Genomic DNA, 24,577 nt, shown 5'->3' with positions numbered 1-24,577 from the left:
CGTTTGGCCCGTCTGAGATACCCTCCGTTTTTGATTCGTTGTTTTCCCCTTTTCATGTTTCCCTTTTTTGGAGCCATTTTTTCGCCGTTCGTCAGGCCGGGATCGCCCGGATCCTTCAAATCAAGGTCCGGGATCGCCTATCCTCGGATCCCGCCCACGCCAAAATTCGGTTTAATGTTCCTCATCATTTGCCGGCGGGGCGGCCGTCAGGATCGTAAAGGCTACGCAAGCTCCGCCCTCCTGACGGTTTAATGCGCGAATGCTGCCTCCGTGCTTCTCGACGATGGCTTTGGCGCTATAAAGCCCCAGGCCGGATTGCCCTTTGTCCCCCCGGTAAAACTTTTTGAATACATGAGGGATGTCCTTATCGTTGAAGCCGGGGCCGTTGTCGCATATTTCGAATTGCAGCGCGGATGCGATCCTCACGATCCGAACGCCAAGCCAGCCTTCTTCTGCCGGCAAATATCGAAAGCTGTTGGCGATCAGGTTGTCCAGCACTTGACTGATCCGCTGCACGTCCATAAATACGGCCTCTTCGGCATTCGGCACGAGATCCTCGTATTCAAAGCTGAACCGCACCCGACGGGAACTGCACATGAAACCGATCTCACGCTCCTTGTCCTGCACGAATTGCCGTAAAGAGACATGCGCGCCCCGAAGCGGAAAATATTCCAAATCTTTTTCGGAAGCGATCTGTACGTCCTGAATCAAGCGGTTCACCTTGCGGATGTTGTCTTCGATCACTTTCAGATGGCCTTCGGCTTGGCTCCGGGGCATATCGGGCGTATCCGCGAGCAGCTCTACGTTGCCTTGGATGACCGTCATCGGCGTGCGGAAATCGTGGGCGATCGCGTCCATCATGTCCCTGCGTTCCTGCTCCAGCTTCCACTCCCTCAGCAAGGCGTCCTTGAGGGCGCTGCGCATGTTTTCAAACGATTCGGTCAGCTTGCCCAGCTCATTGTCCGCCTTATAACTAATCGTAAAATCAAGGTCCTGATCGCGGATGCGTTTGGAGGCTTCAATGAGATTATGTACGGGTCTGGCAATCCGTTTTCCGAACCTCGCAGCAAACAGAGACGTGAACAAAGCGACGTATAAAAACGGCGAGACGACGAAATAAAGGACGATGCCGAGATTGATCCAGTTGGAACCCGACGCGGCGGTGGTCGCTTCCAGCTTATAGCGGAACAGCATAGCCCCTTTTAAATCCCCTGTCGCCGACATGACGGGCACGCTCCGGATAAACATTCCGCCAAAAGATTTCGTCGTTCCGGCCGATTTGGTCGTATTCAGGTTCTCGATCAACGCTTGCTTCGTCGGAAACTTGCGTTCCTGCATCGTTCCATAGAGCGGTTTCCCGGAAAGATCGACCGCCTGGTATTGAATTCCGTCGCCCGGAATCCGTTTTTCCAGCTCCGGTCGGCTTATCGGATCGAGGATCGCGTCTCCTTGCGATTTGACGTATGCAACGAGAGAAGGGATTTTGTTTTCATAACTGTTCGCAGGACGTATCCATTTGTTCGAAACGATCCAGCCCACGCCGAAAACAAGCGTAATGACCGTGCACGCCACGCTGAAAACCATGATCCATACGAAGGTGAGAATCAGCTGCCGCTTGATGGGCATACGTTCTACGAATCCGATCTTTCCCATTTGTAGCCGACCCCCCAAAGCGTGGAAATATAGCTGTTCAAAGGATCCCTTGCGCCCAGCTTGGCGCGGATCTTTTTGATGTGCTCCGTCACGGTGCTCGCGTCTCCGCTCGCTTCGAGCCCCCAGATCCGGTCATAAATTTGTTCCTTGGAAAAGACCTGTCCGGGATGCAGCGCCAGCAGCTCGACGATGTCGAACTCTTTGGCGGTCATCGGCACGACGGATTCGTTGACATGCACTTCCCGGCCTTTCAAATCGATGCGCAGCCGTCCATACCGGAGCAGGGACCGTTCCGCGGAGCTTTCCCGCATTCTCCTGCTTCCGCGCAGATGGGCGGCCACTCTCGCTTTAAGCTCCCGCAGGCTGAACGGCTTCGTAATATAATCGTCCCCGCCGATGGACAACCCTTGAATCCGGTCCGCTTCCGTCTGCTTCGCGCTGACGAACAGGATCGGGCAATCCACCTCGTCGCGGATCATCTGGCAAAGCTCAAAACCGTTTATGCCCGGCATCATCACGTCAAGAATGATCAGATCCGGCGCCTCGCCGAGCCGACTCATCGCTTCGGTTCCGTTTGAGGCGGTCAGCACCCGATATCCCTCCGCCGTCATGGCCTGCTCCATCAGCGACACGATTTGGGCCTCGTCGTCGACGATCAGTATTTTGTCCTGCATGTAAAATAATCTCCCTGCTTCCGGGCTATTTCACCCAGTTTCTTCGATTCCACCACAACATTGTAACGGCAAAACCTAGAAATATACAACCGAATACCGGCAAAAGAAAGGCATGAACGTACCGGCCGGCCATCCATTGGAAGACGGTGCTCATTCCCATCAGCAAAAATCCGAGCGTGTCCGAAACGTACAGGCCGCCGACAGCCACTCCGATCCAGCCGAGATAACAAATGATCGGGCTCGGAAGCAGGGTGCAAAGGGCCGCGGTCACGCTTAATTGCGCGAGCAGAATCAGCAGAAACAATCCGTAGGATTCCAGGTTGTATATGAATGCGCCGGCAGGGCCGTAAGCCTGTTCCGGATTCAGGTATACGACGGAGTCGACGCTTGGTTTGAGCAGATGCCCGAAACCTTCCCCAACGGCAAAGGTTACGGCCACAAACAGCAGCATGATGACGGCCAGATTGATCCATTTTGCCGCAAACAGCCGCAGGATCGATATCGGGCGGATCAGCACCAGACGCAGCTGCCCTCCGTGATATTCGCCGTTAAAGCTGTCGATCATCAGGATCGGGCCGATAATCAGCACCAGAAAAAATGAGACTTCCTTGAGCAAAAAAAGCGAAAAATTTTGTGCGGTCAAAGGCACCGACGATACGTTATCGAACGCCCCGAACGACTGCACGCCCAAAAACAGGCAGTCGAGCAGCACGATCGCAACAAAAATCAACAGACTGGCAAAAGTTTTTTTCCGTTTCCATATCCGCTGCCAGTCGCTTTGCAAAAGCTGCATCATGATCCATTTCCTCCTTATATGAAGCGATCCGATTTGGTGAAGATGAGACGGGCGGCTGCCGTAAACACCGCGATATATCCCGCAAGTATAAGCACCATCCACAGTCCGGCATGCCATCCCCTTACCGCCGCGCTGTCTGATAGCATGACCGCGATCCCGCTAAATTGGATTTCCGTCAGCGAGACGTATTTCAGCATGGCCGGCCAGCCGAACCCCGTGACGCGGTTGAACATGTCATAGACGAGCGGATACCCGAGGGAACAAAGCAAAAATCCCATGCCGAGGCCAATGGCCGCGGTCGACGAACGGGAGACGACGCCGATCGCGATAAAGACGGCCGCCGTTCCGACGACCGAGGCATAAGCCATCCCGTAATAGCCGAGCGTATAACCGATCATGTATTGGCTTGAAACGGCATGATCGTAATAAAACAACGCCTGCTGCGGCGAAGATTCGAAAAAAACGTAACCGGCGATGGCCGCCGCAACCAAATAAACGATAAAAAACAAAGCCATCATGGACGCAAACGCCAGCCATTTGGCCCAGAAAATTTGCGAGCTGCCGTATGCCCGCAGCATGACGAGCCGCAGCTGGCCCGAACGGTATTCCTCCGTAAAGGAAACGGTCAAAAGCACAAGCGCCACGAAGTTAAACACGACGATCAGCTGCTCGATCATGGCCATGACCGGAAAGTTTTCCGCCGTCGTATGCTCGGGACTTCCAAGCGGAACGGACGCGTTATGGCCGATGTAATATTTAGCCGTCAGGACAATGATCAGCGGAATGGCGATCAGGAACAGCCAGGCGATTTTACGTTTCCACAAACGTTCCCATTCGCTGTGAAATAAAGCCCTCATGTGGTCATCATCTCCACGAAATGGTCTTCCAGGCTGCTCGTTCCGGCCATCTGCAGCCACGCTTCCTGCGTGCCCTGCCATACGAGCCGTCCTTCCTTGATGATGACGAAGCGGTTGCAGATCCGCTGCAGTTCGTCAAGCAGATGGCTCGATACGAAAAAGGTGATGCCGTACGTCTGGTTCAGCTTTAGAATCAGGTTGCGCAGCTCGCGAATCCCCATCGGGTCCAGCCCGTTGGCCGGTTCGTCCAAGATGATGAGCTTCGGGTTTCCAAGCAGCGCTTGGGCAATGCCGAGGCGCTGCTTCATGCCCAGGGAATAGGTTTTGACTTTATCGCGTCCGCGCCCGTCCAGCCCGACGGTAGCCAGAACCTCGTCGACGCGTGCGGCGCGGTTTTCTTTTGGGATGCTTGCATGCAGTTTCACGAGATTCAGCAAGTTGTCCCTGCCGGACATATATGGGAAAAAGATCGGCGATTCCACGATGGCTCCGACCCGGCCAAGCGCCTTCATCCGGTCCCGCTGCACGTCGAAACCTTCGATGCGGATGGTGCCTTCACCCGGCCTGACCAGCCCCGTAATCATGCGGATGAGCGTTGTTTTGCCGGCGCCGTTCGGGCCGACGAAACCGCAAACATCCCCCTGCATAATTTCAAAGGACATGTCGCTTATAAGCGTCCGCCGTCCTGCTTTTTTGGTTACATGTTCAATTTCCAGTACTCTCATATTCAATTCCCCTCCTGGGATCTATCGTAGAGGGCAATTCTAAAGAATTTATAACGTCCGCTAATTTCTTCGAAAATGTAGCCATTCCATTTGGAATGTTATATAATACACGTAAATCATCCCATTTAATAAAACTAAGTTTCATTAGACGAAACAAAAGGAGGGCTTTTCTTTATGCCAATGGACTTTCATGATCCACGAAACCAAACTTCTTATACGACCCGCGTCGCGGATGCCTCTTGGCTTGAGCTGATTTCCAAGCAAGTGGAGCTAAAAGGAAAACGGGCGGCGGATATTGGCTGCGGCGGAGGAATCTATACGAAAGCGTTGCTTGCCCTTGGAGCCGAGCATGTCATCGGCGTCGATTTTTCGGCGGAAATGCTGCGGGGGGCGAAACAAAATGTAGGAGAAACGCATGAAGTGGAGTGGATTCAAGGCACTGCAACCGAGTCGACGCTGCCTTCGGAGCATGTCGATGTCGTGCTGGAACGGGCGCTGATCCATCACTTGAACGATTTGCCTGCATGTTTTCGCGAAGCCCGAAGAATGTTGAAAACCGGCGGCACGCTGATCGTGCAGGACCGGACGCCGGAGGACAGCGTATTGCCCGGATCGGATACGCATATCCGCGGATACATTTTCGAAAAATTCCCAAGGCTTATGGAAACGGAGATGTCTCGGAGGCATGATTCCGCAAAAGTGACTGAAGCGCTTCGCGAGAGCGGTTTTCGCGACATTCGCGAGCTGAAATGGTGGGAGCCAAGGGCGGTCCATCCTGACCCCGAGGCATTGTTCGAGGATTTGCGGCGGCGCACCGGACGTTCGATTTTGCATGAACTTTCGGATGCAGAGCTGGAAGAGCTGATAACGTATATTGATGGAAAAATAAAAGGATCCGGCCCGATTGTCGAGAAGGATCCTTGGACGTTATGGTTCGCTAAGGTTTGATCGGGGGCCGCCCGGGTTCGGGCAGCCCGTCTTCGAATGGAAACAAAAGCTTTTGGTTTTCGCTCATGTACATATTATATTTCGTAATGATCTTGGACCCGGTATCAGTTACTTTGATGGAACCCGGAATGGATATATAAGAAGAAAAACGGATCCGCCGTGTTTTCACGGGAATCCGTTTATTCTTCTCAACCTCGCTAAGGTTTCAGCACCACTTTAATGCAGTTGTCTTCTTTGTTATCGAAAATGCGGTATGCATGCTCCGCTTCCGACATGGGAAGCCGGTGCGTAATGATGTCGGTGGCGTCCACTTCCCCGGATTTGATCATTTCAAAAAGATCCGGCATATAGTGGATGACGGGGGCTTGCCCCATTTTGACCGTAATGTTCCTTTCGAACAAATGGCCAAACGGGAACAGGTTGTATTTTAATCCGTATACGCCGACGACCGAAATCGTGCCGAACTTGCGGACGATGTTGGCCGCCATGTCGAACGCCCCCAGCGAACCGCCCTGAAGCTTCAAGGCTGTCTCGACCTTTTCCATCGGCGTGCGCTTCGCATCAAGCCCTACGCAGTCGATGACGACGTCGGCGCCGCCTTTAGTCAGTTCGATCAGCTGCTTGTCCAAGTCGTCGACCGCTCCGAAATTGTACGTTTCGACGTTGTTATGTTTTTTTGCGTGTTCCAGCCGGTAGTCGACCTGGTCGACGGCGATGACGCGTTTCGCCCCTTTTTTCCAGGCGAATCTTTGGGCAAGCAGCCCGACCGGGCCGCAACCGAGCACGATGACCGTGTCCCCCGGCTTCACGCCGGCATGATCGACGCCCCAAAAGGCCGTCGGCAAAATGTCGGACAGGAAAAGAATTTGCTCATCCTCCAGCTCGGCGTCCTTCGGCACGACGAACGGAATGAAATTCCCGAATGGAACCCGCATCAGTTCGGCCTGTCCGCCGGCATAACCGCCATAAGTCTCCGAATAACCGAAATACCCGCCCGTATCCTTTGCGTCGTTGGCGTTGTCGCATTGGCTTTCCATCTGGTTTTGGCAGTAGTAGCATCGTCCGCATGCGACGTTAAACGGAATGATCACCCGGTCGCCTTTTTTGACTCGCGTCACGTCCGGGCCGACTTCTTCCACGATGCCCATCGGCTCATGGCCGATGACATAGTTGTCGTACATGCCGGGGATTAAACCGTGGTACACGTGAAGATCCGAGCCGCATATCGCGGTCGTCGTTACCCGGACAAGAATGTCGTCCTTTTTTTCAAGTCCGGGATCGCGGACCTCCTTTACCTCCACCTTTTTTCTTCCTTGGTACGTTACGGCCTTCATGCTCCAACCTCCATGGCTGTTTTCCCCTAGTCTGCCCTGTTTGTGGAAAGTCCATCACATGATATCGCGTTCGGGAAAAGTGATATTGAATATGGTAAAGCATTAGATGACAAAGCTATGATAAGCCAATTGGAAACGTTCAGTAATTTTTTTTAAGCTTTTGGCTTGTCGGTTCTTGGGATCAAAAAAAACTCTAAAGCAGTCACAACTTCAAAGAATGATCTTGTAATAAGAATGACAATTGGAATATTGAAAGCGATTATTAAACGAGCAGAGCCTAATCCAATATCCTTTTTTAGATGAAACAGAAAATTATCTTTATGTTAATACACATGTTGTTGCTGAATCTATTGGAGTTACTGGTTGAATGGAAATCCTTTTAAAAATTCACTCTATAAATACATAGTTTAGGTATTATGTCGATCTATTTTCGTTTTATCTAATAAAATCATAACAATAGTAATATTGATTTTCATATAAGGCAGTACTTGTTGATCATTTCCCCATGGAAATATTTACAATTTAGATTGTTAAAATTTAACATAGATGGTTGATAAAATGAAAAAACTGTTATTCTCTCTTTTTATTGTATTTATGCTACTTTCATTACCTATCGCGTCGTTTGCTGATTCTGCAAATCCAGAAGAATCCCAGCAAACAAGTTTCAGTTCTCGATTTTTTCTAGTGGAGGAAGGAATAGAGAATAACGCTGCCGACTTGAAAAATTTAACAACTGATGAAATAAATACTCATGCAGCAGGTGTGGGAGGGTTTGGAACAATAAATTGTGAAGCAATCGGCAGCGGCAAAATGTTGTGTAATTGGACAGTAACATTAACAAGATCAGGTGAAGCAATTCAACAAGGAGTTCTAATTTTTGATGTAAAAAATGATAGTGGCAAAATCGTGGGTCAAAAAGATCATTATATTAATCCAAAAGGTGGGAATAAACCAACTGAGAAAGGTCAGATAGAATTCACACCGGGTAAGGGGACGTTTTCCGTAGAAAAATATGGGTCAATTGAAGGGCGATATGCAGTTTATGACATTATTGCTGTAACTCCTAGTACTATTAGAGTATACTAATATTAATGATTTAATAGAAACTGCCCAGTTATATACTTGGGCAGTTTCCTATTAGGAGAGATGCTGATGTGGTATAAGAGAGTTGAACACATTGAAAGAAAAAACTTGTCACACGAAATATATAATGCTGACTTTGCTATCAATCAATTATCTGTAAATACCTCAGCGCCATATCACTTAGAAGAAAATAGTTTGCTCCAATGGATTGTTGCGCCATTCTTACAGGAAAAGCGCGGTACTTCTTTTGAGGTACCTTTGTATTCACTTGAAATCTATCGTTTTATTATTGATCTGGTTGCACCACATTTTAATTCGATAGAAGGCATACATGAGAATAATGAGCTAACATCTATTAGATTAAGTGAGATGAAAAATGAATCGAGAATGGCATTTCAACAAGTTGTCACGGAGAATGATATCTTAAGTCCGGTAGTAAAAGACTTTTATCTACGTTCAGAATTAGATATTAGAAATCAAGTACTTGATTGCGAGGATATTGAAATAATTATTGATAACTTTCAAGCTATGAACAACGTAGAAAATAGGGAACTTGAAACTTCTATTTGGGAATATTTGGATAATATTATGTTACTCAACGGCGGAAATATTATTCTAGCTCCACAAAATTGGCTGTTTAATGAAAATTTGCTTGAATCACCCGCTTTGGAATATTTTTCTAGATATGCTAAAAGGCTCTACCTTACAGTCAATAAATTTAATATGCATGTTAGAGCAATAGAAATATTTATTGAATAGGGGATGATAAGACGAGACGCACGATCAAAGGCATGAACTTTTTGGGCAAAATGCGGCACACGAATTATAACGATGAAGGATACGAGGATTCTCCCCTCAATAAATAGGGTGTGACAATTCCTTAATCCAAACAGCCCGTTCAGAAAGAACGGGCTGTTTGATGTTCTGAAATGTCACGAGGGAAAGCAGTCGGACCTGCCGTAATCCCAAATACACACAAAGCTCAAAAACGCATATGGTTTCAGCATGGCTTAAATGGCCGCCCATGGCAGCGGATTGCGGAACCGCGACCAGTCGAAGCTCATTTCCTCCGGCGTGAGCAGGCAGGCATCCAGCTGCCGTTCAATTGCTTCGCGATCCAGGTCGATCCCGATCAGAACGATTTCGTTCATTCGGTCGCCCCAGGTCGGATCCCATTTGCTTTTGAGGTCCGGCTCGGCCGCCAAAATGTCGCGCTGCTCGGCTTCAGGCATCGCCGCCAGCCAATACCCCGCAGGGCCGAACTGGATCGACGGTCCCGCCTGGCTAAAGGATGCGGCGACATCGTCCTTGACCGCCAGCCAGACCAGTCCTTTGGCCCGGACCACCTCGGCAGGCCAGTCCGCCATCATAGCCGCCAGCCGTTCCGGGTGGAACGGGGCGCGTTTGCGGTAAACGAACGAGCCGATGCCGTATTCCTCCGTTTCCGGGGTATGATGATCCTTTTCAAGCTCCTGGATCCATCCGGCGGACATGCTCGCTTTTTCGAAATCGAACAATCCTGTATTCATAATTTCGGACGGGCTTACCCGGCCGTTTACGGTCCGGATCAGTTTGGCCGAAGGCTGCAGCTTGCGGAGCAATCCTTCCAGCCGGCCGAGCTCCTCTTCGCCCACCAAATCGCATTTGTTCAGCAGCAGCACGTCGCAGGTTTCGATTTGGTCGATCAGCAGGTCGACGACATCCCGGTCGTCGGTTTCACCCGAAGCCTCCGCCCGGTCAAGCAGGGACTCGCCTGACGCAAAATCCTTCCAGAATCGGTACGCGTCCACCACCGTTACCAAGCAGTCCAGGCGGGCATGCTCGGCCAGGTTGATGCCGGAGGTTTCGTCCGCATAGCTGAAGGTTTGGGCAACGGGAATCGGTTCGGAAATGCCCGTCGATTCGATCAAAATATAATCGAACCGCCCTTCCTCCGCCAGCTTTTTCACTTCCTGCAGCAAATCGTCGCGCAAGGTGCAGCAGATGCAGCCGTTTGTCATCTCGACCAGCTTCTCTTCCGTGCGGGACAAGCTGGATCCGGATTGCACGAGCGCTGCGTCCACGTTGATTTCGCTCATGTCGTTTACGATGACGGCTACTTTCAATCCTTCACGGTTGTTCAGGACATGGTTCAGCACCGTCGTTTTGCCTGAACCGAGATACCCGCTTAATACGGTAACCGGCACGATGTTTCGAGTCATTTGGCGTTTCCCCTTTCGTCTCCTATTCGTTCAGCGCTTTTTTCAGCGCCTCCAAATTCGCGCGCATGACGGAAATATAGTCCATGTGCTGCGCTTGCTCGTCCGCGGTCAAACCTTCGAGCGGGTTCAAAACGGCCGTTTGGGCGCCAAGCTCCTTGGCGATCGTATCGGCGACCTGGGAAGAAACAAGCGTCTCGAAGAAAATCGTTTTGACCTGATGCTCCTTTGCGAATTTCACGACTTCCGCCATCCCGGAGGCCGACGGTTCCTGCTCAGGCGACAGCCCGGCAATCGGCACCTGCGTTAGACCGTAAGTCTTGGCCAAATATCCGAAAGCGGCGTGCTGGGTAATGAAATCTTTCCGTTTTGCGTTTTGCAGCTCCTTCTTGTAATCCGCATCCAGCTGTTCCAGCTTGGCGACGTAGGCGTCCGCGTTTTTCGTGAATTGCTCTTGATGTTCCGGAGCTTTTGCGATCAAGGCAGCTTCGATATTCCGGACTTCCTTGACGGCCAGCTGCGGCGAAAGCCATACATGCGGATCCATTCCTCCGTGGTCGTGATTGTGATCATGAACGTGCTCATGGGAATGATCGGCTTCCGCAGCATGATCTTCCGTCGTAACCTGATCTTTGCCGTCCGCATGCTCCGAATGCGCGTCATCTCCATGCCCGTGTTCTTCCTTGCCTTCGATCAATTCCAGTCCCTTGCTTGCTTCGATGACGCTGAGGTTTTTATTGTCCGAGCTGCCCAAAATTTGATCGACCCAGCCTTCCAGCCCGGCGCCGTTATAGACAAGCACATCCGCCTTCTCGATGTTTTCGATGTCCTTCGGAGTCGGTTCCCAATCGTGGGGCTCCGTATCCGCCGGGATCAGCAGATGAACGTCCGCCAGATCGCCGGCAACCCGGCTGGCGAATTCGTACATCGGATAAAAGCTCGCTTCGATTTTCAGCTTTTGAGTTTGCGTTGCCGGTTCCGCTCCGGCCGGCGTCGAAACCTCCTCCTTTTGGCCGCAGCCGGAAATTAGAAAGGCCAACGCCGCGATCGTACATGCGGATACAATCGGAATCCATTGTTTCTTCATTATTTTTAAAGCTCCTTCCGTAACGTTTGGTGGGTTTGATTCGCATGGCGGGTTTGCTGCTGTGCGCCGATTCCCGTTTTGGCGAAACGCCGTTTGACCCCCAGCTTGACGATGCGCTTGACCGCGATGCCGACCAACAGGATGGCAACCAGAATCAGCGCGATGGTTCCCCCGGGCGGGGTATCCGTGTAATACGAAACGGACAAGCCGCTGAACACGCCGATCATGCCGGTGGCGACCGCAAGAATCGCAGCCGACGTGAAACCTCCTGCAAAACGGAGGGCAAACGCCGAGGGCAAAACGATCATGGATGACACGAGCAGCACGCCGACAATCGGCATCGCCGCCGCGACGATCATGCCCGTGACGACCGCGAAAGCGAATGAAAGCAGCTTGACCCGAACCCCGCTGACTGCAGCCGTATCTTCCTCGAACGTTAGGCTGTAAAGCGGTCTGCGCAGCAAAACAAAAAACAGGAGTCCGGCCAGCGTCACGGCCGCGATGATGATCAGCTGCGTCCGGCTTACCGCCACGATGGAACCGAACAGATATGAGGTTATGCTTTTGTTCAGGCTGGTCTTCAGGCTCATCAGCACCATCGCGAGCGCAAGCCCCGAGGTCATGATGATCGCCACGGGCAATTCGCTGTAGGAGCGGTACGTCCGCCGCAGCTGCTCGATGACGATGCCGCCCAACACGGCAAACAGAAATCCGCATAATACCGGGCTCAGATGAAGGACGGTGCCAAGCGCAACCCCCGCCATCGAAACATGCGAAAGCGTATCGGACATGAGGGACTGCCTTCTGAGCACGAGATACACGCCTAGCACCGGCGCGATGAGCGAAATGAATCCTGCCGCCAAAAACGCGCGTTGCATAAATTCATATTGAAACATCGCTTTCTTCCTTCCCTTCCAGATAAATCACGCGATCCAAGTAATTTTGGGCTTCGTCCAAGCCGTGAGTTACCATGATGACGGTCATGCCTTCTCCGCTGGACAACCCCCGCATCCACTCGTAAAAACGAATCCGGCTCGCGGCATCCATTCCGGTTACGGGCTCATCCAAAACGAGCAGATCCGGCTGCTGAACGATCGCTCTGGCAATACAGGCCTTTTGCTTCTGCCCTCCGGACAATTCTCCGATTTTCCGGTTTCTCAGCTCCCACAGGCCCGCCGCTTTCAGCGTCTCTTCGACGCGTTCATGCTGCTCCTTCCGGAAACGGCGGAACAATCCCAGCTCCGGAAAACTCCCCGATCGGACCAGTTCGATGACCTTGCTGGGAAAACCGGCATTAAAGGACGCGGCCTGCTGCGGAACGTACGCCACCCGGCTTTGGCCAAGTTCGGCCGAAAATTGCACCGTGCCGCTCCATGGCTTCAACAGCCCGAGCATCAACTTTAACAGCGTGGTTTTGGCCGCCCCGTTCGGACCGCTGACGGCAATGAATTCTCCGGCATGAATATCCAAGGATACATTCCGGATCACAGGTTCATGTTCGTATCCAAACACGATATCGCGTAATGAGCAAAGGATCATATGTATCCTCCTTATTTGAATTTAATAGTAACAATTACGATTTAAAAACAGGCAAAAAAAATATCTTTGCTGCTTACGCACATGTTTGTACGGACGAACCGGCTCATTGCACTTATTCGTAATTATTACGTTTAACATTAAAACACACATTTTTCGCCCTGGCAAGTTATTCGTAATAATTACTATTAAAAAAATTACACCCTTGCTTCTCATGGCATTATCTGTTAAGATAACTGACGATCGTTCGTTAGTCGGAGGTGCTATGATGTGAAAGTCGATGAAATCAAAGAAGCGGCTTTGAAGTATTTTACGATTCATGGCTTTGAAGGAGCCTCCCTTTCCCAAATCGCCGAAGAGGTCGGCATGAAAAAGCAGTCCCTTTACGCCCACTTTAAAGGAAAGGACGATCTTTTTCTGCACGTGCTGCGGGATGCAAAAGAAGCGGAGCTGACGTCGAAGCTGGAATATATGGAGCGAATCGACGCGTACCATCCGGAACGGGATTTGTACGGATTTTTACGGCTTGTCATCGATATGTTCCAAAAAAACGAGCAGCTGAAGTTTTGGCTGCGCATGTCCTTCTTCCCGCCCGCGCATCTTACGAAAGCCATCGAAAAGGAAGTCGTCGACATTGAAACTGAAATTCAGGAAAAACTAGAAAAAAAATTCGAGGATTGGATCGAAGCAAAGACCATTTACGGAGAAACGGCCAAAACGCCCACGCTTGCCTTCCTCGGAATCGTCGATTCCATGTTGATCAGCCTGGTCTACGATAACGACGAAGGGCGGCTGGAAGATAAATTGCAAGCCTGCTGGAGCGTATTTTGGAGAGGCATTTCGCATCCTTGATTTTTACGGAAAGAGTGTTGAATGATGAAAAAACCAATCAAAGAGCAAAAAGCGGTCCTGCTCATTCTGCTGAGCAATGTTTTCATTGCGTTTCTGGGGGTTGGCCTGATCATCCCCGTTATGCCGTCTTTTATGGACATGATGCATTTATCGGGAAAAACGATGGGTGCCCTTGTCGCCGTCTTCGCCGTGTCCCAGCTTGTGATGTCCCCGCTTGCAGGGCGCTGGGTCGACCGCTACGGCCGAAAAAAAATCATCGTCATAGGGCTGTTCCTATTCGGAGTATCCGAATTGATTTTCGGGCTGGGCACAAACGTCTGGGTGCTGTATCTCGCGAGGGTTCTGGGCGGATTCAGCGCCGCCTTCATCATGCCAAGCGCGACCGCATACGTGGCGGACATTACGACCGTCGAGGAACGGCCGAAGGCGATGGGTTACATTTCCGCAGCCATTAGCACCGGCTTTATCATCGGCCCGGGCATCGGCGGATTTATCGCCGCGTACGGCATTCGCGTGCCTTTCTTTTTTGCGGCGGTCATCGCCTTTTTAGCGTGCGTTATCTCGATCTTTATTTTGAAAGAACCGCTGACCAAAGCAGAGCTTGCCGAAATGGCATCGAACTCCAAGCAAACCAGCTTTATGGGCGATTTGAAAAAATCGCTTCATCCGCTCTACTTTATCGCGTTTATTATCGTATTTGTGCTTGCGTTCGGCCTTTCGGCTTACGAAACGGTATTCAGCCTGTTTTCCGATCATAAATTCGGCTTCACGCCGAAAGACATCGCGGCCATCATTACGATCAGCTCCATCTTCGGAGTCGTGGTGCAGGTATTTATGTTTGGAAAAATGGTGGACGTTCTCGGCGAAAAAAGACTCATCCAATGGTGTTTGATCGTTGGCGCCGTTTTGGCGGTGGTCTCGACCTTCATCTCCGGATTTTTGACGGTTTTGGTGGTCACGAGCTTCATTTTCCTCGCCTTCGACCTGCTGCGCCCGGCCTTGACGACGTTTTTGTCCAAAGCCGCCGGGAAAGAACAGGGATTCGTCGCAGGCATGAACTCGACGTATACGAGCCTGGGCAATATCGCCGGACCGGCCGTCGGGGGCATTTTGTTTGACGTAAACATCCACTACCCCTACCTGTTTGCCGCCGTCGTCATGGTCATCGGCCTGGTCATTACCGTCATGTGGAAAGAGAAACAATGGGGAGAAAACGAACCAAACGCTTAATCTGTACGCCGATGCCGGTTCTTCCGGTACGGCGTATTTTTTTTCGGGCTGATCTTCAGAAATAATTCAGATTTTCCTTTGCTTGTTCCCAAGAAATTTTTTTTAGCATGGGGATATGTAAAAGCAAGGGAGAGAAATCGTATGATGAAAACCATCCAGGAAAAAATGCTGTTCCTGTATAAATTTTCGCAGGCGCCGAAACAAGTCGGCAGCATTACGCCAAGCTCGGCTTTTTTGGCAAAAAAAATGCTTGAGGCGATCGATTGGCGGGAGGTCCGGCACGTCGCCGAGCTCGGCGCAGGCACAGGCGCAATTACCAAATATATCGCCGAATACAACGCAAACCGTGCCGATGTGATATTATTCGAAAAAGATACGCTTCTGCGCGACCGTTTAACAAACGATTACCCCGGGTACGCCTGTTACGCCGATGCGTGCAACCTTCGGGAAACGCTGCGGGCCGAGGGCGTCGACCAATTGGACTGCATTTTGAGCGGGCTGCCTTTTTTCAATTTCCCGCAAGGACTGCGCGACCGTCTGATGGACGAAATCGTCGCCTCGCTGAAGCCCGGCGGCTTGTTTATCGCCTTCCAATATTCGCAGCAGATGAAAAAACAGCTGTCCCGTCTGTTCGAGATCGAACACGTTCATTATGTCCCTTTAAACATCCCTCCGGCATTTGTGTACGTTTGCCGCAAGCGATATGATACGTATGAATAGAAAATTCGCCGCCTATTTGCCGCTCTGCTGGCTGCTGGCCATTCCCGTCCTGAACGTGTTTTACGGTTTGCTGAATCACGGCGGTGCCGATACCGCAAGGTTGGTCACCGAATGGGACCGGCTGATACCTTTCATGCCCGTGTTTATCATTCCGTACCTGATCTGGTACCCTTACGTCTTCTACATGTTCGTCGTCTTTTTCAAGAAGGACCGGCAGGTGTATTACCGCTCCTTGACGTTGACCTGCATCGGCCTCGCGGTTTGTTATGGCATCTTTTATTTGTTCCAAACGACGCTGCCGCGGCCGGACCTCGGCGAAGGAGGCATTTTAAACTCGCTTGTCGGCTTCGTGTATGCGACGGACGCGCCGTATAATTGCTTTCCGAGCATCCATGTCCTGACCAGCCATATCGTCCTGAAGGCAGCCTTTCAATGCAAACTAAGCAGACGGGCGACGACGGCGGCAGGGCTGATCTCCTGGTCGATCATCGTCTCCACCCTGTTCGTTAAGCAGCACGTAATCATGGACGTTTTAGGAGGCATCCTCCTGTCGGAAGTGCTTTTTTTCTTGATCGGGCGGAGATTGTTCAGAGAAAGCGGGAAGGAGCGTGCGGCCCATGAATGCTGATACACTGCTGTCGTTTATCCAGCATTTCGGTTATGCCGCGCTGTTTTTCGCTTTGTGGCTCGGCATCGTCGGCATGCCGGTTCCCGACGAAGTCGTTGTGATGACCGGAGGCGCCGTGACGGCAAACGGTTTTCTTCACGTGCTGCCCGCCTTTGCGCTAACGTATTTGGGGGTCGTCTCCGGGTTGTCGTTAGGTTACGCGCTCGGCCGCTTTTTCGGAAACGCAGTGCTCGACCGGCTGCGACGGAAGAAAAACATGCAAAAATATATCGATGTTTCAGACAGGCTTGTCCGAAAGTATGGCAGGTTTGCATTATGCATAAGCTATTTTTTTCCGGTCGTGCGCCATGTCATGCCCTACGTCGTCGGGCTTCATCATATGAAGTTCAGGCAATACGCCTTGTTCTCGTTTACGACGGGGCTCGTATGGACGGCGATTTTTTTCACGATCGGACGCCTGGTCGGGGACCATGCGCAGACGATCGGGGAGCTTGCTTACCGCTATGGTCTGAGACTGGTCTGGATCCCGTTTGCCGCGGGTGCCGCCGTTTTAGCCATTCGTTATATGTTCAAACAGCACAAATCGAAAGGAGAGCGTTCGTCTTGACACATACCGTGCTGGTCGTCGATGACGACCCGGAAATTCGCGACGTCGTGCATATCTTTTTGCGAAACGAAGGCCTTCGCGTTTTCGAAGCCGAAGACGGCCTCGAAGCTTTGGAGCTGCTAAAGCGCGAAGGCGTGGATTTGATTATTTTGGACGTGATGATGCCCAACCTGGACGGGATCAAGGCATGCTTCAAAATCCGCGAAACGATGAACATCCCGATCATCATGCTTTCCGCCAAAGGCGAGGATATCGATAAAATTACGGGGCTTACGACGGGTGCCGACGATTACGTCGCAAAGCCGTTCAACCCGCTCGAGCTGATGGCCCGGGTGAAGGCGCAGCTGCGCCGAATCAAGCTGGCGGGCGATGGCCTCGGCCAATCCCAGACAGGCGAAAGCGTCATTGAGATTGGTGACCTGATTATCGATAAAAGCCGGCATATCGTGACGGTTCGCGGCAAGGAAGTATCGCTGACCCCCATCGAATTTTCGATCCTCGAGCTGATGGCCACCCACCGCGGCCATGTGTTTAACGTAGAAAAAATATATCAAAGCGTATGGAAAGAGGAAAAATTTTTAACCGATAACACGATCATGGTCCATATCCGGAATATCCGCGAAAAAATCGAGGACAATCCGCGGGAACCCCGGTACATTAAAACGGTCTGGGGAGTGGGATATAAAGTTGAGTAAAGAGTTTTTTTCTTTCCTGGCATCCTTTCTGACCGGGAAAAAGAATATCCGGGTCCGGATGTTTTGGGCGGCATTGTTCAGCTTTTTACTGATGGTTGCTTTGTCGTATATCCTTGCCTATCTATCGGTCAATTTGATATCGCTCGGGCCGGTCGGGAGTTTTGCGTTTTTGGTAGTCACGTTTTTGTTTTTCTTTTTTATGCTGACAAGGCCGATCGTGCGGTATTTGCGGAGGCTGGCCGACGGCCTCATGACGATCGCAAGCGGAAATCTCGATTACCGGCTGCCGGATTCCGGCGAAGATGAGCTGGGAGAGGTCGCCAAAAGCATCAATTTCATGGCGGAGCAGCTGCAGGAAAAAATCAACCTCGAACGCCGGATCGAACAATCGAAAATGGAGCTGATCACGGGCGTTTCCCATGATTTGCGCACCCCGCTGACCAGCCTCATCGGTTATTTGAATCTTTTAAAGCATGACGATTACGCGAATTTGGATTTGGAGGAGCATAAACGCTATGTCGACAACGCGTACAACAAATCGCAGCAGCTGAAGCAGCTGATCGACGACTTGTTCGAATACACGCGGTTAACGAGCGGTACGGCGAACCTGTCGCTAAAAAAAATCGATTTGGGCGGTTTGCTTGAACAGATCATAAACGAATTCGAACCCATCGCGCAGGAAAATGCGCTTTCCGTGCGTTTGATCCGGGACCCGGGGCCGATGTACGCGTCCATCGATACGGAAAAAATGGTCCGCGCCATCGACAACCTGTTAATGAACGCGCTGAAGTTTTCGTTTAAACCCGGCAAAATCACGGTGCGGCTTTTGGATAACTACGGGCAGATTTATTTCGCCGTCGAAAACTTCGGCAAGCCGATCGCAAAAGAACAGGAAAAACTGCTGTTCGAGCGGTTTTACAAGGCGGACCCGTCGCGCAGCGAATATCGCGCCTCCCCCGGCGCCGGCCTCGGGCTGTCCATCGCCAAAAACATCGCCGAACTGCACGGCGGGCGCATCGGCCTTAAACACGAAAACGGGCACTTCACTTTTTTCATCGAGCTTCCCCGATGGTCCGAGTAAAAGTGCCCGCTTGCAGGCTTTAGGCTTAAGTTGATCACAATCACAGCCGGTCAATACCCTATGCCGATTTTAACGGTTCGGCCGCCTGTTTTCCCTTCGGTTTCCATTTGAAACGGTCCGCGTTCAAAAAGACGATCAAGCCGAAAATGGCCAGCATGCCCCCGACGATCTGGAACCATGTCATTTGTTCGCCGAGCAGAATGAACGCAAGCAGGCTCGACCCGACCGGCTCCCCCAAAATGCTCATGGAAATCGTCGTGGCCGAAACATACTGCAGCAGCCAGTTGAACAGCAGATGCCCGAAGACGGTCGGCACGACCGCCAGCAGCGCAAACATCGCCCAGTCTTTGCCGGGATAGGCTGTAAAGGAAATGCCGCACACGGCGTTATATACCGCAAATACGGCTGTTGCCGACAGGAATACGGTAAAACTGTACACATACGAGGACACCTGCTGCACCACTTTCTGGCCGATCAGCATATGCACGGACACCGCAAGCGTGCCGAAAACCGACAGCAAATCGCCGATCAGATTGGCCCGGGATACGCCGATATCCCCCCAGCCGATCAGGACCGCCCCTATGATCGCCACGCCCATGCCGGCCATGGCCACACGCGACGTACGTTCTTTATAGATGAAAAATGCGCCGATGACGATAAAAACCGGCTCCAGCGCCAAAATAATCGTCGAGCTGGATACGGTCGTAAGCTTCAGCGATCCCATCCACAGCAAAAAATGCAGCGCCAGAAAAAATCCCGAAGCAAACAACATCAGGATCTTTTTTCGGGTTAATGACTTGAGCTCCGCCAGATGCGGACGGATAAACGGGAGCATCAGCAGGGCCGTTATGAGCAGCCGGTACATGCCCTGGATCGACGCGGGGGCCGAAGACCATTTGACGAAAATCGATGAAAACGAAACGGCGATAATGCCGATGATTAAAGGGATTGCGGTTGGGATCGGTGCGTTTTTTTTCATGGTATTTCCTTTCCGGTGACGATGATAACAACAATTCATTGTATCACGGTCCGCCGAGAGCGGCTATCCTGATTGTTTTGAAACGAATCAACATAACGGGTATAATAAAACTCATTAACTGGGTGTACGCGACAGCTCAATGCAATCCAAAAGATGCAATCTCCCTGCTTTGCGAGGGTCGAAGAGATTGCTTTTTTCACTTTTTATGACGCAACACTGTAAACAGGAGGGATTTTTATGATATCTACCCGGAGCGTCCAGATCGGGCCGCCGCGTTTCGGCATCGCCGTGCATGCCCTGATCTTGCTTGCCAAATGCGAAGGAACGCTTTCCAGCGCGGCAATTGCCTGCGATGTCCAATCGCATGCCACGTTCCTCCGCAGGGTATTGGCCCAGCTCATGCACACCGGTATTGTCGAAGCGAGAGAAGGACGAAACGGGGGCTACTATCTGAAACGCCGTCCGGATCAAATTACGCTGGCGGATATCTTTTTGGCTGTACAATCGGATTGCTGCGAACCAGAGGTTCAAGAGAAATGCGCCTCGGGCAAGCAAAAGCTCGAAGCGATTATGGCAGAAGTGCAAAAGCAGACTGTCGAACTGCTCAAGCAGCATACGTTAGCCGATTTGATGCAAGAATAATTACGGGATTGCATTGTGCGTCGGAACGTTATATACTGTACTCGGATAGGTTGCAGTTGATGGTTCGACTGCATTTTATTTTAAAACATACTGTGCTTATTGCAAGCACAGTAATTATTTTAAAATATACTGTGCTTGTATTAAGCACAGTAATAATAAGGAGGAAGAAACATGTCCGTTACACAATTGTCCCAAACGGTGGAGCAGCAGCAATTTTTCAGAGTTATTCAGGATCGGCGGTCCGTCCGCTACTATGATCCCGAAGCCAAGATTTCGCGGGAGGAAATGAACGAAATTTTGCAGCAAGCTACGCTGGCCCCTTCAGGCGCCAATCTCCAGCCGTGGCGGTTTCTCGTCATCGACTCGCAGGAGCTGAAGCAAAAACTGTTTCCGATCGCCAACGATCAGCAGCAAGTGATCGAGGCTTCGGCCGTCATCGCGGTACTCGGAGATTTGAAGGGTTATACATTGGCCGAAAAAATTTACGGAATGGCGGTCGATGCGGGTTATATGCCTCAAGAGACGGCTAAATCGTTCGTGGGACGCTATCAAGGGTTGTTTGCGAGCATGCCTTTAGAGACTGTTCGCCAAAAAGTATCTATTGACGGTGGATTGGTATCCATGCAGCTTATGCTTGTCGCCCGCGCCAAAGGCTATGATACGGTTCCGATGGGCGGCTTTGACCATGCTAAATTTGTAAAAGCGTTCAATATTCCGGAGAGATATGCTCCTATTATGCTTATCGCCATCGGTAAGGCGGCGAAGCCCGGGCACCCGACGACAAGATTGCCGATTGAGGATGTCGCTTTTTTCAACGAAATGCCTAAGGCATGATATAACCATTTAGCAATATAAAAGACACCCAAGGATATGAACTTTACTCCAATGATTAGACCCAACGGGCAATTGGAGCGAACGTCAAAAAGCCCCCGCCTAACGGTTAGACGGGAGCGTTCGATCACGCTGTAGAGAGCTGCGCTGGCCGCAGCTCCTCTTTCGCGTGTTGGCGAATCATCAGTTTTTCACGTTCGATAACAAGGGTTTGATCGAACCCTCACTGCGGTTGTTGATTTTCAGCCGTCCATCCCTCAGGAAGGTCGCGAGCTTCTCCCTTTGGTTCAAGCTGTAGGCAATCGCCTGGCCGATCAGGCTTAAAATTCCCGATTTTGCAGCTCCCGCTTGGCCGTTTCCTGAGTAAACACACCTTCAGAAGTGATGATCTTCATCGGCAGTTCCTTGCCGTCCATTAGATCCCGGACTGCTTTCATAAGCTGGGGGCCGAGCAGCGGGTTGCATTCGACGGCCATATTCAATTTGCCCGTAACCATCGCTTGGAACGCCGGGCGTGTCGCATCGATTGAAATGATGACCATGTCCTTCCCCGGATGAAGCCCGTATTCTTCGATCGCTTGTATGGCTCCGAGCGCCATGTCGTCATTGTGAGCGTACACGACATCAATCAGCTTGCCGTGTTGCCGCAATGCGGTCTCCATCATCTTCTTGCCGTCCTCGTAGGTGTAATCTCCGCTGTACGACCCCAGAATTTCGAAATTGCCGTGCTGACGGATGACCTCCTCGAACCCTTTTTTTCGGCCGACCGCGGGTGCAGACTTCTCCGTGCCCTCCAGCTCAACGATGCGATATCGCTTCTGCCCCGTCAGTTCGCCGGCCAGCCAATGCGCCGCTCTTCGTCCCTCATCCATCATGTCCGAACCGATATATGCCGTCCAAAGCGTATCGTCGCTTACGTTCACTTCCCTGTCGGACAATATGACCGGAATACCGGCCTCCTTCGCTTCCTGCAGCACTTCCTCCCAGCCCGTCTCCGTCTTCGGCGAAAAAGCGATGACATCTACTTTTTGTTTAATGAACCGCCGAATAATCTCAATCTGCCTCTCTTGCGATTGCTCCGCATTATCGTAAAGAAGATCGATCCCCGCCTCCTTGGCTGCGGCAATCACCGATTTCGTGTTCGCCAGCCTCCAGCTGCTTTCGGTACCGACCTGGGCAAAGCCAAGCACGATAGACTTCCCTTCATCCTGTTTCGTCGTTTCACGCTTTTCCGGGTCGCTTCGATCTTTAGCCGGGTCCGATCTTTTTACCGACATGTCCGTCCGGGCGGTAATTTTTTGACTCCGTAAAATGACTTTCTTCGGAATGCCTTTCTCTTTGTTCAAAATGTCAATGCCATAATGGACCGCTTCTTTACCGCCGGTAGGGCTTGTGAATGTACCCGTCAACCGGTTTTCCGAGATTAGCTTGAAGCTGCCGTTTTCCGAATTGACCCCGTCAATCCCGATGATATCCAAATGGTCCAGGCCTGCATGATGTGCGGCGCGATAAGCGCCGAGCGCCATCGCTTCATTATGCGCAAACACCATATCGACCCCGCGATGTGCAGCGAACCACCCTGTCAACAGGTCCTCGGCCATGTCGCGCTGCCAATCCGCATTAAATGTTGCGGTGATTTCAATGTTCGGACTTTCCGTCAGAGCTTCGCGAAAGCCTTTGCTGCGCTCTTCAACGCTTGGCGATCCTTTCAGCCCCTGCACCTCGATGATTTTCCCGCCGGCCGGACCTAATGTTTCAAGGGCGAATTCGCCCGCTTTTTTACCGATCATCTCGTTATCCGTTCCGATATAAAGCGTATAATCGTAACCGGTTACGCCCCGTCCCATGACAATGACGGGAATTTTGCGGTATACATCGCTAATCGTCGGCGTCAACGCCACCGGATCGTCAAGCGAAACGATGAGCAGATCGATACCGTACTCGAGCAGATTCTTCACATCTTCCGCCTGTTGGCTGCTGCTCTGGGCCGCATCCGTAAAGATCACGCGAACATCGCCCCGCTGCTCCACCTCCTTGCGGATTTCATCGTTCATAACCACCCGCCAAGGCTCGGACAGATTCGGTTGGGAAACGCCGATTAAATATCGAACGTCGTTGCCGGCTTCCCTGCCGTTAACCTGTATGCAATGCCAAATGAAAATACACAGCAAGGCGGCCGTCATCAATATGCCGCAGCTCCACAAAGAACGTCTCATCATCTTTGGCCTTTCCGGTAGATCAACGGAGTGGTGCCGGTCACTTTTTTAAAGGTGTTGCTGAAATAATGCTGACTGCTGTAACCGACCATTTCGGCGATCTCGTATACTTTTGCCGCAGGATCGTTCATGAACTGAATGGCCTTTTGAATCCGGACTTTGGTCAAATAATCGATAAAGGACAACCCCAGCTCCCGCTTCAACTGTTTGCTTAAATACGCGGGACTCACCTGCACCCCGTCCGCCACTTCGCTTAAGGAAAGGTCCGGCTGATGATAATTGCGGTCAATGAACTTTTTTGCCAGCACAACGACCGGAGATAAACTTCCCTTTGTCGTCAGCTCGTCTGCCAGTTTCCGGTATGCCGCGGGTACTCCGGCAATTTCGTCTACAGTACATTGATCCAGCAAAACCACCTTTTCGAGGATCGTTTCAAGCCGTTGTTGAATTTTTTCCCCCAGCGCCGGCCAATCCGCTGCTTCAGCCATCGTAACGAGTACGATGATGTGGCCTTTCGTATCGTTGAAGACTATTGCGGATTCATACCGGACAACGTCTTCAGCCACGTTTCTTGCGGCGAATTCCAGCAGTTCCCGGTCCCAAGCGCGGTGCGTGCCGCCGGTATCCAGATGGCTCATCACCTTCAACAGCACGATGCCGATGTTTGGTCCGATCTGCAGCCCGAAAAAATCAAGGTTCTTGCGCACCTCATCTTCATCCATCAAATGATCGATCCATTTCACCAGAAACTTATCGCGTATCAGGATGGAATTGGATTTCAGCTGATGATCCACCCATTTGTGACGCTCCTCATATTGCCTTGTTTTCTCTAAGGTTTCAACCGCCTTGATCGCTACCGATTCCAGCTGGTTCCTTACGACCGGCTTTAAAATATAGTCGAAAACTTTCAGCTTTAAAGCTTGCTGGGCGTAAGCAAACTCGTCATGGCCGGTAATCACGATCACTACGCAGCGCTCCAGCGTCTGCTTCATTTTCTCCAACAAATCCAGTCCGTTCAAAAAGGGCATATTGATATCGACAAACAAAATATCCGGTTTCAGCTGATGGATCAAATCGAGTGCTTGCCGGCCGTCCTCGGCTTCTCCGACGACCTGGATGTTCAGGTCCTCCCAAGGCAGAACTTTCTTTAAACCTCTGCGAATTTTCGGTTCATCATCGGCGATTATCAGCTTCCACACGACCCT

General features: G+C 51.3%; 26 protein-coding genes. 12 read left to right on the top strand and 14 right to left on the bottom strand.

The features are described from left to right. Positions 1 to 171: 171 nt before the first annotated feature. Genes GQY55_RS02195 through GQY55_RS02175 form a run of 5 tightly spaced genes read right to left on the bottom strand, consistent with a single transcriptional unit; the run spans position 172 to position 4,705 of the window. Entirely contained in the window at positions 172 to 1,653 is a 1,482-nt protein-coding gene (locus tag GQY55_RS02195) for a HAMP domain-containing sensor histidine kinase (RefSeq protein ID WP_160037702.1), read from the bottom strand. Further along, a complete protein-coding gene (locus GQY55_RS02190) occupies positions 1,632 to 2,327 on the bottom strand; it encodes a response regulator transcription factor (protein WP_160037700.1) in 696 nt (231 codons plus the stop codon). Before GQY55_RS02190 ends, GQY55_RS02195 begins: the two co-directional genes overlap by 22 nt. Before the next feature lie 25 nt (positions 2,328 to 2,352). Next, on the bottom strand, positions 2,353 to 3,123 hold the full coding sequence (locus tag GQY55_RS02185; protein WP_160037698.1) for an ABC transporter permease: 771 nt from the start codon (positions 3,121 to 3,123) through the stop codon (positions 2,353 to 2,355). Between the two features lie 14 nt (positions 3,124 to 3,137). Next, a complete protein-coding gene (locus tag GQY55_RS02180; RefSeq protein WP_160037696.1) occupies positions 3,138 to 3,980 on the bottom strand; it encodes an ABC transporter permease in 843 nt (280 codons plus the stop codon). Then, positions 3,977 to 4,705 carry an ABC transporter ATP-binding protein gene (locus GQY55_RS02175; protein WP_160037694.1) on the bottom strand — a complete coding sequence of 243 codons (729 nt, stop codon included), beginning with the start codon at positions 4,703 to 4,705 and terminating at the stop codon, positions 3,977 to 3,979. The genes GQY55_RS02180 and GQY55_RS02175 overlap by 4 nt, the downstream gene beginning before the upstream one ends. A gap of 174 nt (positions 4,706 to 4,879) precedes the next feature. Here GQY55_RS02175 and GQY55_RS02170 point away from each other — a divergent pair, with 174 nt between their 5' ends. Continuing rightward, the gene (locus GQY55_RS02170; RefSeq protein ID WP_160037692.1) at positions 4,880 to 5,653 is read left to right on the top strand and encodes a class I SAM-dependent methyltransferase; all 774 of its coding nucleotides are present in this window, start codon (positions 4,880 to 4,882) and stop codon (positions 5,651 to 5,653) included. A 197-nt stretch (positions 5,654 to 5,850) separates the two neighbouring features. On the opposite strand, the gene GQY55_RS02165 is transcribed toward GQY55_RS02170, so the two are convergent. Next, entirely contained in the window at positions 5,851 to 6,987 is a 1,137-nt protein-coding gene (locus tag GQY55_RS02165; protein ID WP_160037690.1) for a zinc-dependent alcohol dehydrogenase, read from the bottom strand. A gap of 558 nt (positions 6,988 to 7,545) precedes the next feature. Between GQY55_RS02165 and GQY55_RS02160 the strand changes: the two genes are divergently transcribed. Together GQY55_RS02160 and GQY55_RS02155 are read left to right on the top strand one after the other, a co-directional pair. Beyond that, entirely contained in the window at positions 7,546 to 8,073 is a 528-nt protein-coding gene (locus tag GQY55_RS02160; RefSeq protein WP_160037688.1) for a hypothetical protein, read from the top strand. Between the two features lie 66 nt (positions 8,074 to 8,139). Continuing rightward, a complete protein-coding gene (locus tag GQY55_RS02155; protein ID WP_160037686.1) occupies positions 8,140 to 8,829 on the top strand; it encodes a hypothetical protein in 690 nt (229 codons plus the stop codon). Between the two features lie 251 nt (positions 8,830 to 9,080). Here the strand turns inward: GQY55_RS02155 and GQY55_RS02150 are convergent, their stop codons facing one another. Genes GQY55_RS02150 through GQY55_RS02135 form a run of 4 tightly spaced genes read right to left on the bottom strand, consistent with a single transcriptional unit; the run spans position 9,081 to position 12,894 of the window. Further along, positions 9,081 to 10,271: a GTP-binding protein gene (locus tag GQY55_RS02150; protein ID WP_160037684.1), complete on the bottom strand. Its 1,191-nt coding sequence runs from the start codon at positions 10,269 to 10,271 to the stop codon at positions 9,081 to 9,083. A 22-nt stretch (positions 10,272 to 10,293) separates the two neighbouring features. Then, positions 10,294 to 11,355 (bottom strand): metal ABC transporter substrate-binding protein, encoded by a 1,062-nt coding sequence (locus GQY55_RS02145; protein ID WP_160037682.1) that lies wholly within the window; start codon positions 11,353 to 11,355, stop codon positions 10,294 to 10,296. Between the two features lie 5 nt (positions 11,356 to 11,360). Next, positions 11,361 to 12,251 carry a metal ABC transporter permease gene (locus GQY55_RS02140; protein WP_160037680.1) on the bottom strand — a complete coding sequence of 297 codons (891 nt, stop codon included), beginning with the start codon at positions 12,249 to 12,251 and terminating at the stop codon, positions 11,361 to 11,363. Then, positions 12,238 to 12,894 (bottom strand): metal ABC transporter ATP-binding protein, encoded by a 657-nt coding sequence (locus GQY55_RS02135; protein WP_160037678.1) that lies wholly within the window; start codon positions 12,892 to 12,894, stop codon positions 12,238 to 12,240. The genes GQY55_RS02140 and GQY55_RS02135 overlap by 14 nt, the downstream gene beginning before the upstream one ends. A 267-nt stretch (positions 12,895 to 13,161) precedes the next feature. Between GQY55_RS02135 and GQY55_RS02130 the strand changes: the two genes are divergently transcribed. The 7 genes from GQY55_RS02130 (at position 13,162) to GQY55_RS02100 (ending at position 18,704) form a co-directional block, all read left to right on the top strand. Further along, entirely contained in the window at positions 13,162 to 13,743 is a 582-nt protein-coding gene (locus tag GQY55_RS02130) for a TetR/AcrR family transcriptional regulator (protein ID WP_160037676.1), read from the top strand. 24 nt (positions 13,744 to 13,767) lie between these two features. After that, the gene (locus GQY55_RS02125; protein ID WP_160037674.1) at positions 13,768 to 14,973 is read left to right on the top strand and encodes an MFS transporter; all 1,206 of its coding nucleotides are present in this window, start codon (positions 13,768 to 13,770) and stop codon (positions 14,971 to 14,973) included. A gap of 144 nt (positions 14,974 to 15,117) precedes the next feature. Beyond that, positions 15,118 to 15,693, top strand: a complete 576-nt coding sequence (locus tag GQY55_RS02120; RefSeq protein ID WP_160038484.1) for a class I SAM-dependent methyltransferase — start codon at positions 15,118 to 15,120, stop codon at positions 15,691 to 15,693. Then, positions 15,686 to 16,321, top strand: a complete 636-nt coding sequence (locus GQY55_RS02115) for a phosphatase PAP2 family protein (protein ID WP_160037672.1) — start codon at positions 15,686 to 15,688, stop codon at positions 16,319 to 16,321. The genes GQY55_RS02120 and GQY55_RS02115 overlap by 8 nt, the downstream gene beginning before the upstream one ends. Beyond that, positions 16,311 to 16,928: a DedA family protein gene (locus GQY55_RS02110; protein WP_160037670.1), complete on the top strand. Its 618-nt coding sequence runs from the start codon at positions 16,311 to 16,313 to the stop codon at positions 16,926 to 16,928. The genes GQY55_RS02115 and GQY55_RS02110 overlap by 11 nt, the downstream gene beginning before the upstream one ends. Then, a complete protein-coding gene (locus GQY55_RS02105; RefSeq protein WP_160037668.1) occupies positions 16,925 to 17,623 on the top strand; it encodes a response regulator transcription factor in 699 nt (232 codons plus the stop codon). Before GQY55_RS02110 ends, GQY55_RS02105 begins: the two co-directional genes overlap by 4 nt. Further along, on the top strand, positions 17,616 to 18,704 hold the full coding sequence (locus GQY55_RS02100; protein WP_236575348.1) for a sensor histidine kinase: 1,089 nt from the start codon (positions 17,616 to 17,618) through the stop codon (positions 18,702 to 18,704). The genes GQY55_RS02105 and GQY55_RS02100 overlap by 8 nt, the downstream gene beginning before the upstream one ends. Before the next feature lie 58 nt (positions 18,705 to 18,762). Here the strand turns inward: GQY55_RS02100 and GQY55_RS02095 are convergent, their stop codons facing one another. After that, a complete protein-coding gene (locus GQY55_RS02095) occupies positions 18,763 to 19,683 on the bottom strand; it encodes a DMT family transporter (protein WP_160037666.1) in 921 nt (306 codons plus the stop codon). A gap of 237 nt (positions 19,684 to 19,920) precedes the next feature. On the opposite strand from GQY55_RS02095, the gene GQY55_RS02090 reads away from it, so the two are divergent. Continuing rightward, entirely contained in the window at positions 19,921 to 20,325 is a 405-nt protein-coding gene (locus GQY55_RS02090; RefSeq protein ID WP_160037664.1) for an RrF2 family transcriptional regulator, read from the top strand. A 171-nt stretch (positions 20,326 to 20,496) separates the two neighbouring features. Then, positions 20,497 to 21,159, top strand: coding sequence for a nitroreductase family protein (locus GQY55_RS02085; protein WP_160037663.1), 663 nt, complete (start codon positions 20,497 to 20,499; stop codon positions 21,157 to 21,159). Between the two features lie 180 nt (positions 21,160 to 21,339). Here the strand turns inward: GQY55_RS02085 and GQY55_RS31875 are convergent, their stop codons facing one another. Genes GQY55_RS31875 through GQY55_RS02070 form a run of 3 tightly spaced genes read right to left on the bottom strand, consistent with a single transcriptional unit; the run spans position 21,340 to position 24,571 of the window. Continuing rightward, a complete protein-coding gene (locus GQY55_RS31875) occupies positions 21,340 to 21,447 on the bottom strand; it encodes a hypothetical protein (RefSeq protein ID WP_160037661.1) in 108 nt (35 codons plus the stop codon). A 29-nt stretch (positions 21,448 to 21,476) separates the two neighbouring features. Beyond that, positions 21,477 to 23,375 carry a substrate-binding domain-containing protein gene (locus tag GQY55_RS02075; RefSeq protein WP_160037659.1) on the bottom strand — a complete coding sequence of 633 codons (1,899 nt, stop codon included), beginning with the start codon at positions 23,373 to 23,375 and terminating at the stop codon, positions 21,477 to 21,479. Next, a complete protein-coding gene (locus GQY55_RS02070; RefSeq protein WP_160037657.1) occupies positions 23,372 to 24,571 on the bottom strand; it encodes a response regulator transcription factor in 1,200 nt (399 codons plus the stop codon). Before GQY55_RS02070 ends, GQY55_RS02075 begins: the two co-directional genes overlap by 4 nt. Positions 24,572 to 24,577 lie beyond the last annotated feature (6 nt).

It is taken from the genome of Paenibacillus sp. USDA918EY, assembly GCF_009870825.1.
Lineage (GTDB): Bacteria > Bacillota > Bacilli > Paenibacillales > Paenibacillaceae > Paenibacillus_AQ > Paenibacillus_AQ albilobatus.
The sequence above is the reverse complement of the archived record's forward strand: the minus strand, read 5'-3'. Positions and strand labels throughout refer to the sequence as shown.

Excerpts from the sequence above, each read along its gene's own strand:
- GQY55_RS02195 (WP_160037702.1), bottom strand. The coding sequence starts at position 1,653 with ATGGGAAAGATCGGATTCGTAGAACGTATGCCCATCAAGCGGCAGCTG.
- GQY55_RS02190 (WP_160037700.1), bottom strand. The coding sequence starts at position 2,327 with ATGCAGGACAAAATACTGATCGTCGACGACGAGGCCCAAATCGTGTCG.
- GQY55_RS02185 (WP_160037698.1), bottom strand. The coding sequence starts at position 3,123 with ATGATGCAGCTTTTGCAAAGCGACTGGCAGCGGATATGGAAACGGAAA.
- GQY55_RS02180 (WP_160037696.1), bottom strand. The coding sequence starts at position 3,980 with ATGAGGGCTTTATTTCACAGCGAATGGGAACGTTTGTGGAAACGTAAA.
- GQY55_RS02175 (WP_160037694.1), bottom strand. The coding sequence starts at position 4,705 with ATGAGAGTACTGGAAATTGAACATGTAACCAAAAAAGCAGGACGGCGG.
- GQY55_RS02170 (WP_160037692.1), top strand. The coding sequence starts at position 4,880 with ATGCCAATGGACTTTCATGATCCACGAAACCAAACTTCTTATACGACC.
- GQY55_RS02165 (WP_160037690.1), bottom strand. The coding sequence starts at position 6,987 with ATGAAGGCCGTAACGTACCAAGGAAGAAAAAAGGTGGAGGTAAAGGAG.
- GQY55_RS02160 (WP_160037688.1), top strand. The coding sequence starts at position 7,546 with ATGAAAAAACTGTTATTCTCTCTTTTTATTGTATTTATGCTACTTTCA.
- GQY55_RS02155 (WP_160037686.1), top strand. The coding sequence starts at position 8,140 with ATGTGGTATAAGAGAGTTGAACACATTGAAAGAAAAAACTTGTCACAC.
- GQY55_RS02150 (WP_160037684.1), bottom strand. The coding sequence starts at position 10,271 with ATGACTCGAAACATCGTGCCGGTTACCGTATTAAGCGGGTATCTCGGT.
- GQY55_RS02145 (WP_160037682.1), bottom strand. The coding sequence starts at position 11,355 with ATGAAGAAACAATGGATTCCGATTGTATCCGCATGTACGATCGCGGCG.
- GQY55_RS02140 (WP_160037680.1), bottom strand. The coding sequence starts at position 12,251 with ATGTTTCAATATGAATTTATGCAACGCGCGTTTTTGGCGGCAGGATTC.
- GQY55_RS02135 (WP_160037678.1), bottom strand. The coding sequence starts at position 12,894 with ATGATCCTTTGCTCATTACGCGATATCGTGTTTGGATACGAACATGAA.
- GQY55_RS02125 (WP_160037674.1), top strand. The coding sequence starts at position 13,768 with ATGAAAAAACCAATCAAAGAGCAAAAAGCGGTCCTGCTCATTCTGCTG.
- GQY55_RS02120 (WP_160038484.1), top strand. The coding sequence starts at position 15,118 with ATGAAAACCATCCAGGAAAAAATGCTGTTCCTGTATAAATTTTCGCAG.
- GQY55_RS02115 (WP_160037672.1), top strand. The coding sequence starts at position 15,686 with ATGAATAGAAAATTCGCCGCCTATTTGCCGCTCTGCTGGCTGCTGGCC.
- GQY55_RS02110 (WP_160037670.1), top strand. The coding sequence starts at position 16,311 with ATGAATGCTGATACACTGCTGTCGTTTATCCAGCATTTCGGTTATGCC.
- GQY55_RS02095 (WP_160037666.1), bottom strand. The coding sequence starts at position 19,683 with ATGAAAAAAAACGCACCGATCCCAACCGCAATCCCTTTAATCATCGGC.
- GQY55_RS02090 (WP_160037664.1), top strand. The coding sequence starts at position 19,921 with ATGATATCTACCCGGAGCGTCCAGATCGGGCCGCCGCGTTTCGGCATC.
- GQY55_RS02085 (WP_160037663.1), top strand. The coding sequence starts at position 20,497 with ATGTCCGTTACACAATTGTCCCAAACGGTGGAGCAGCAGCAATTTTTC.
- GQY55_RS02075 (WP_160037659.1), bottom strand. The coding sequence starts at position 23,375 with ATGATGAGACGTTCTTTGTGGAGCTGCGGCATATTGATGACGGCCGCC.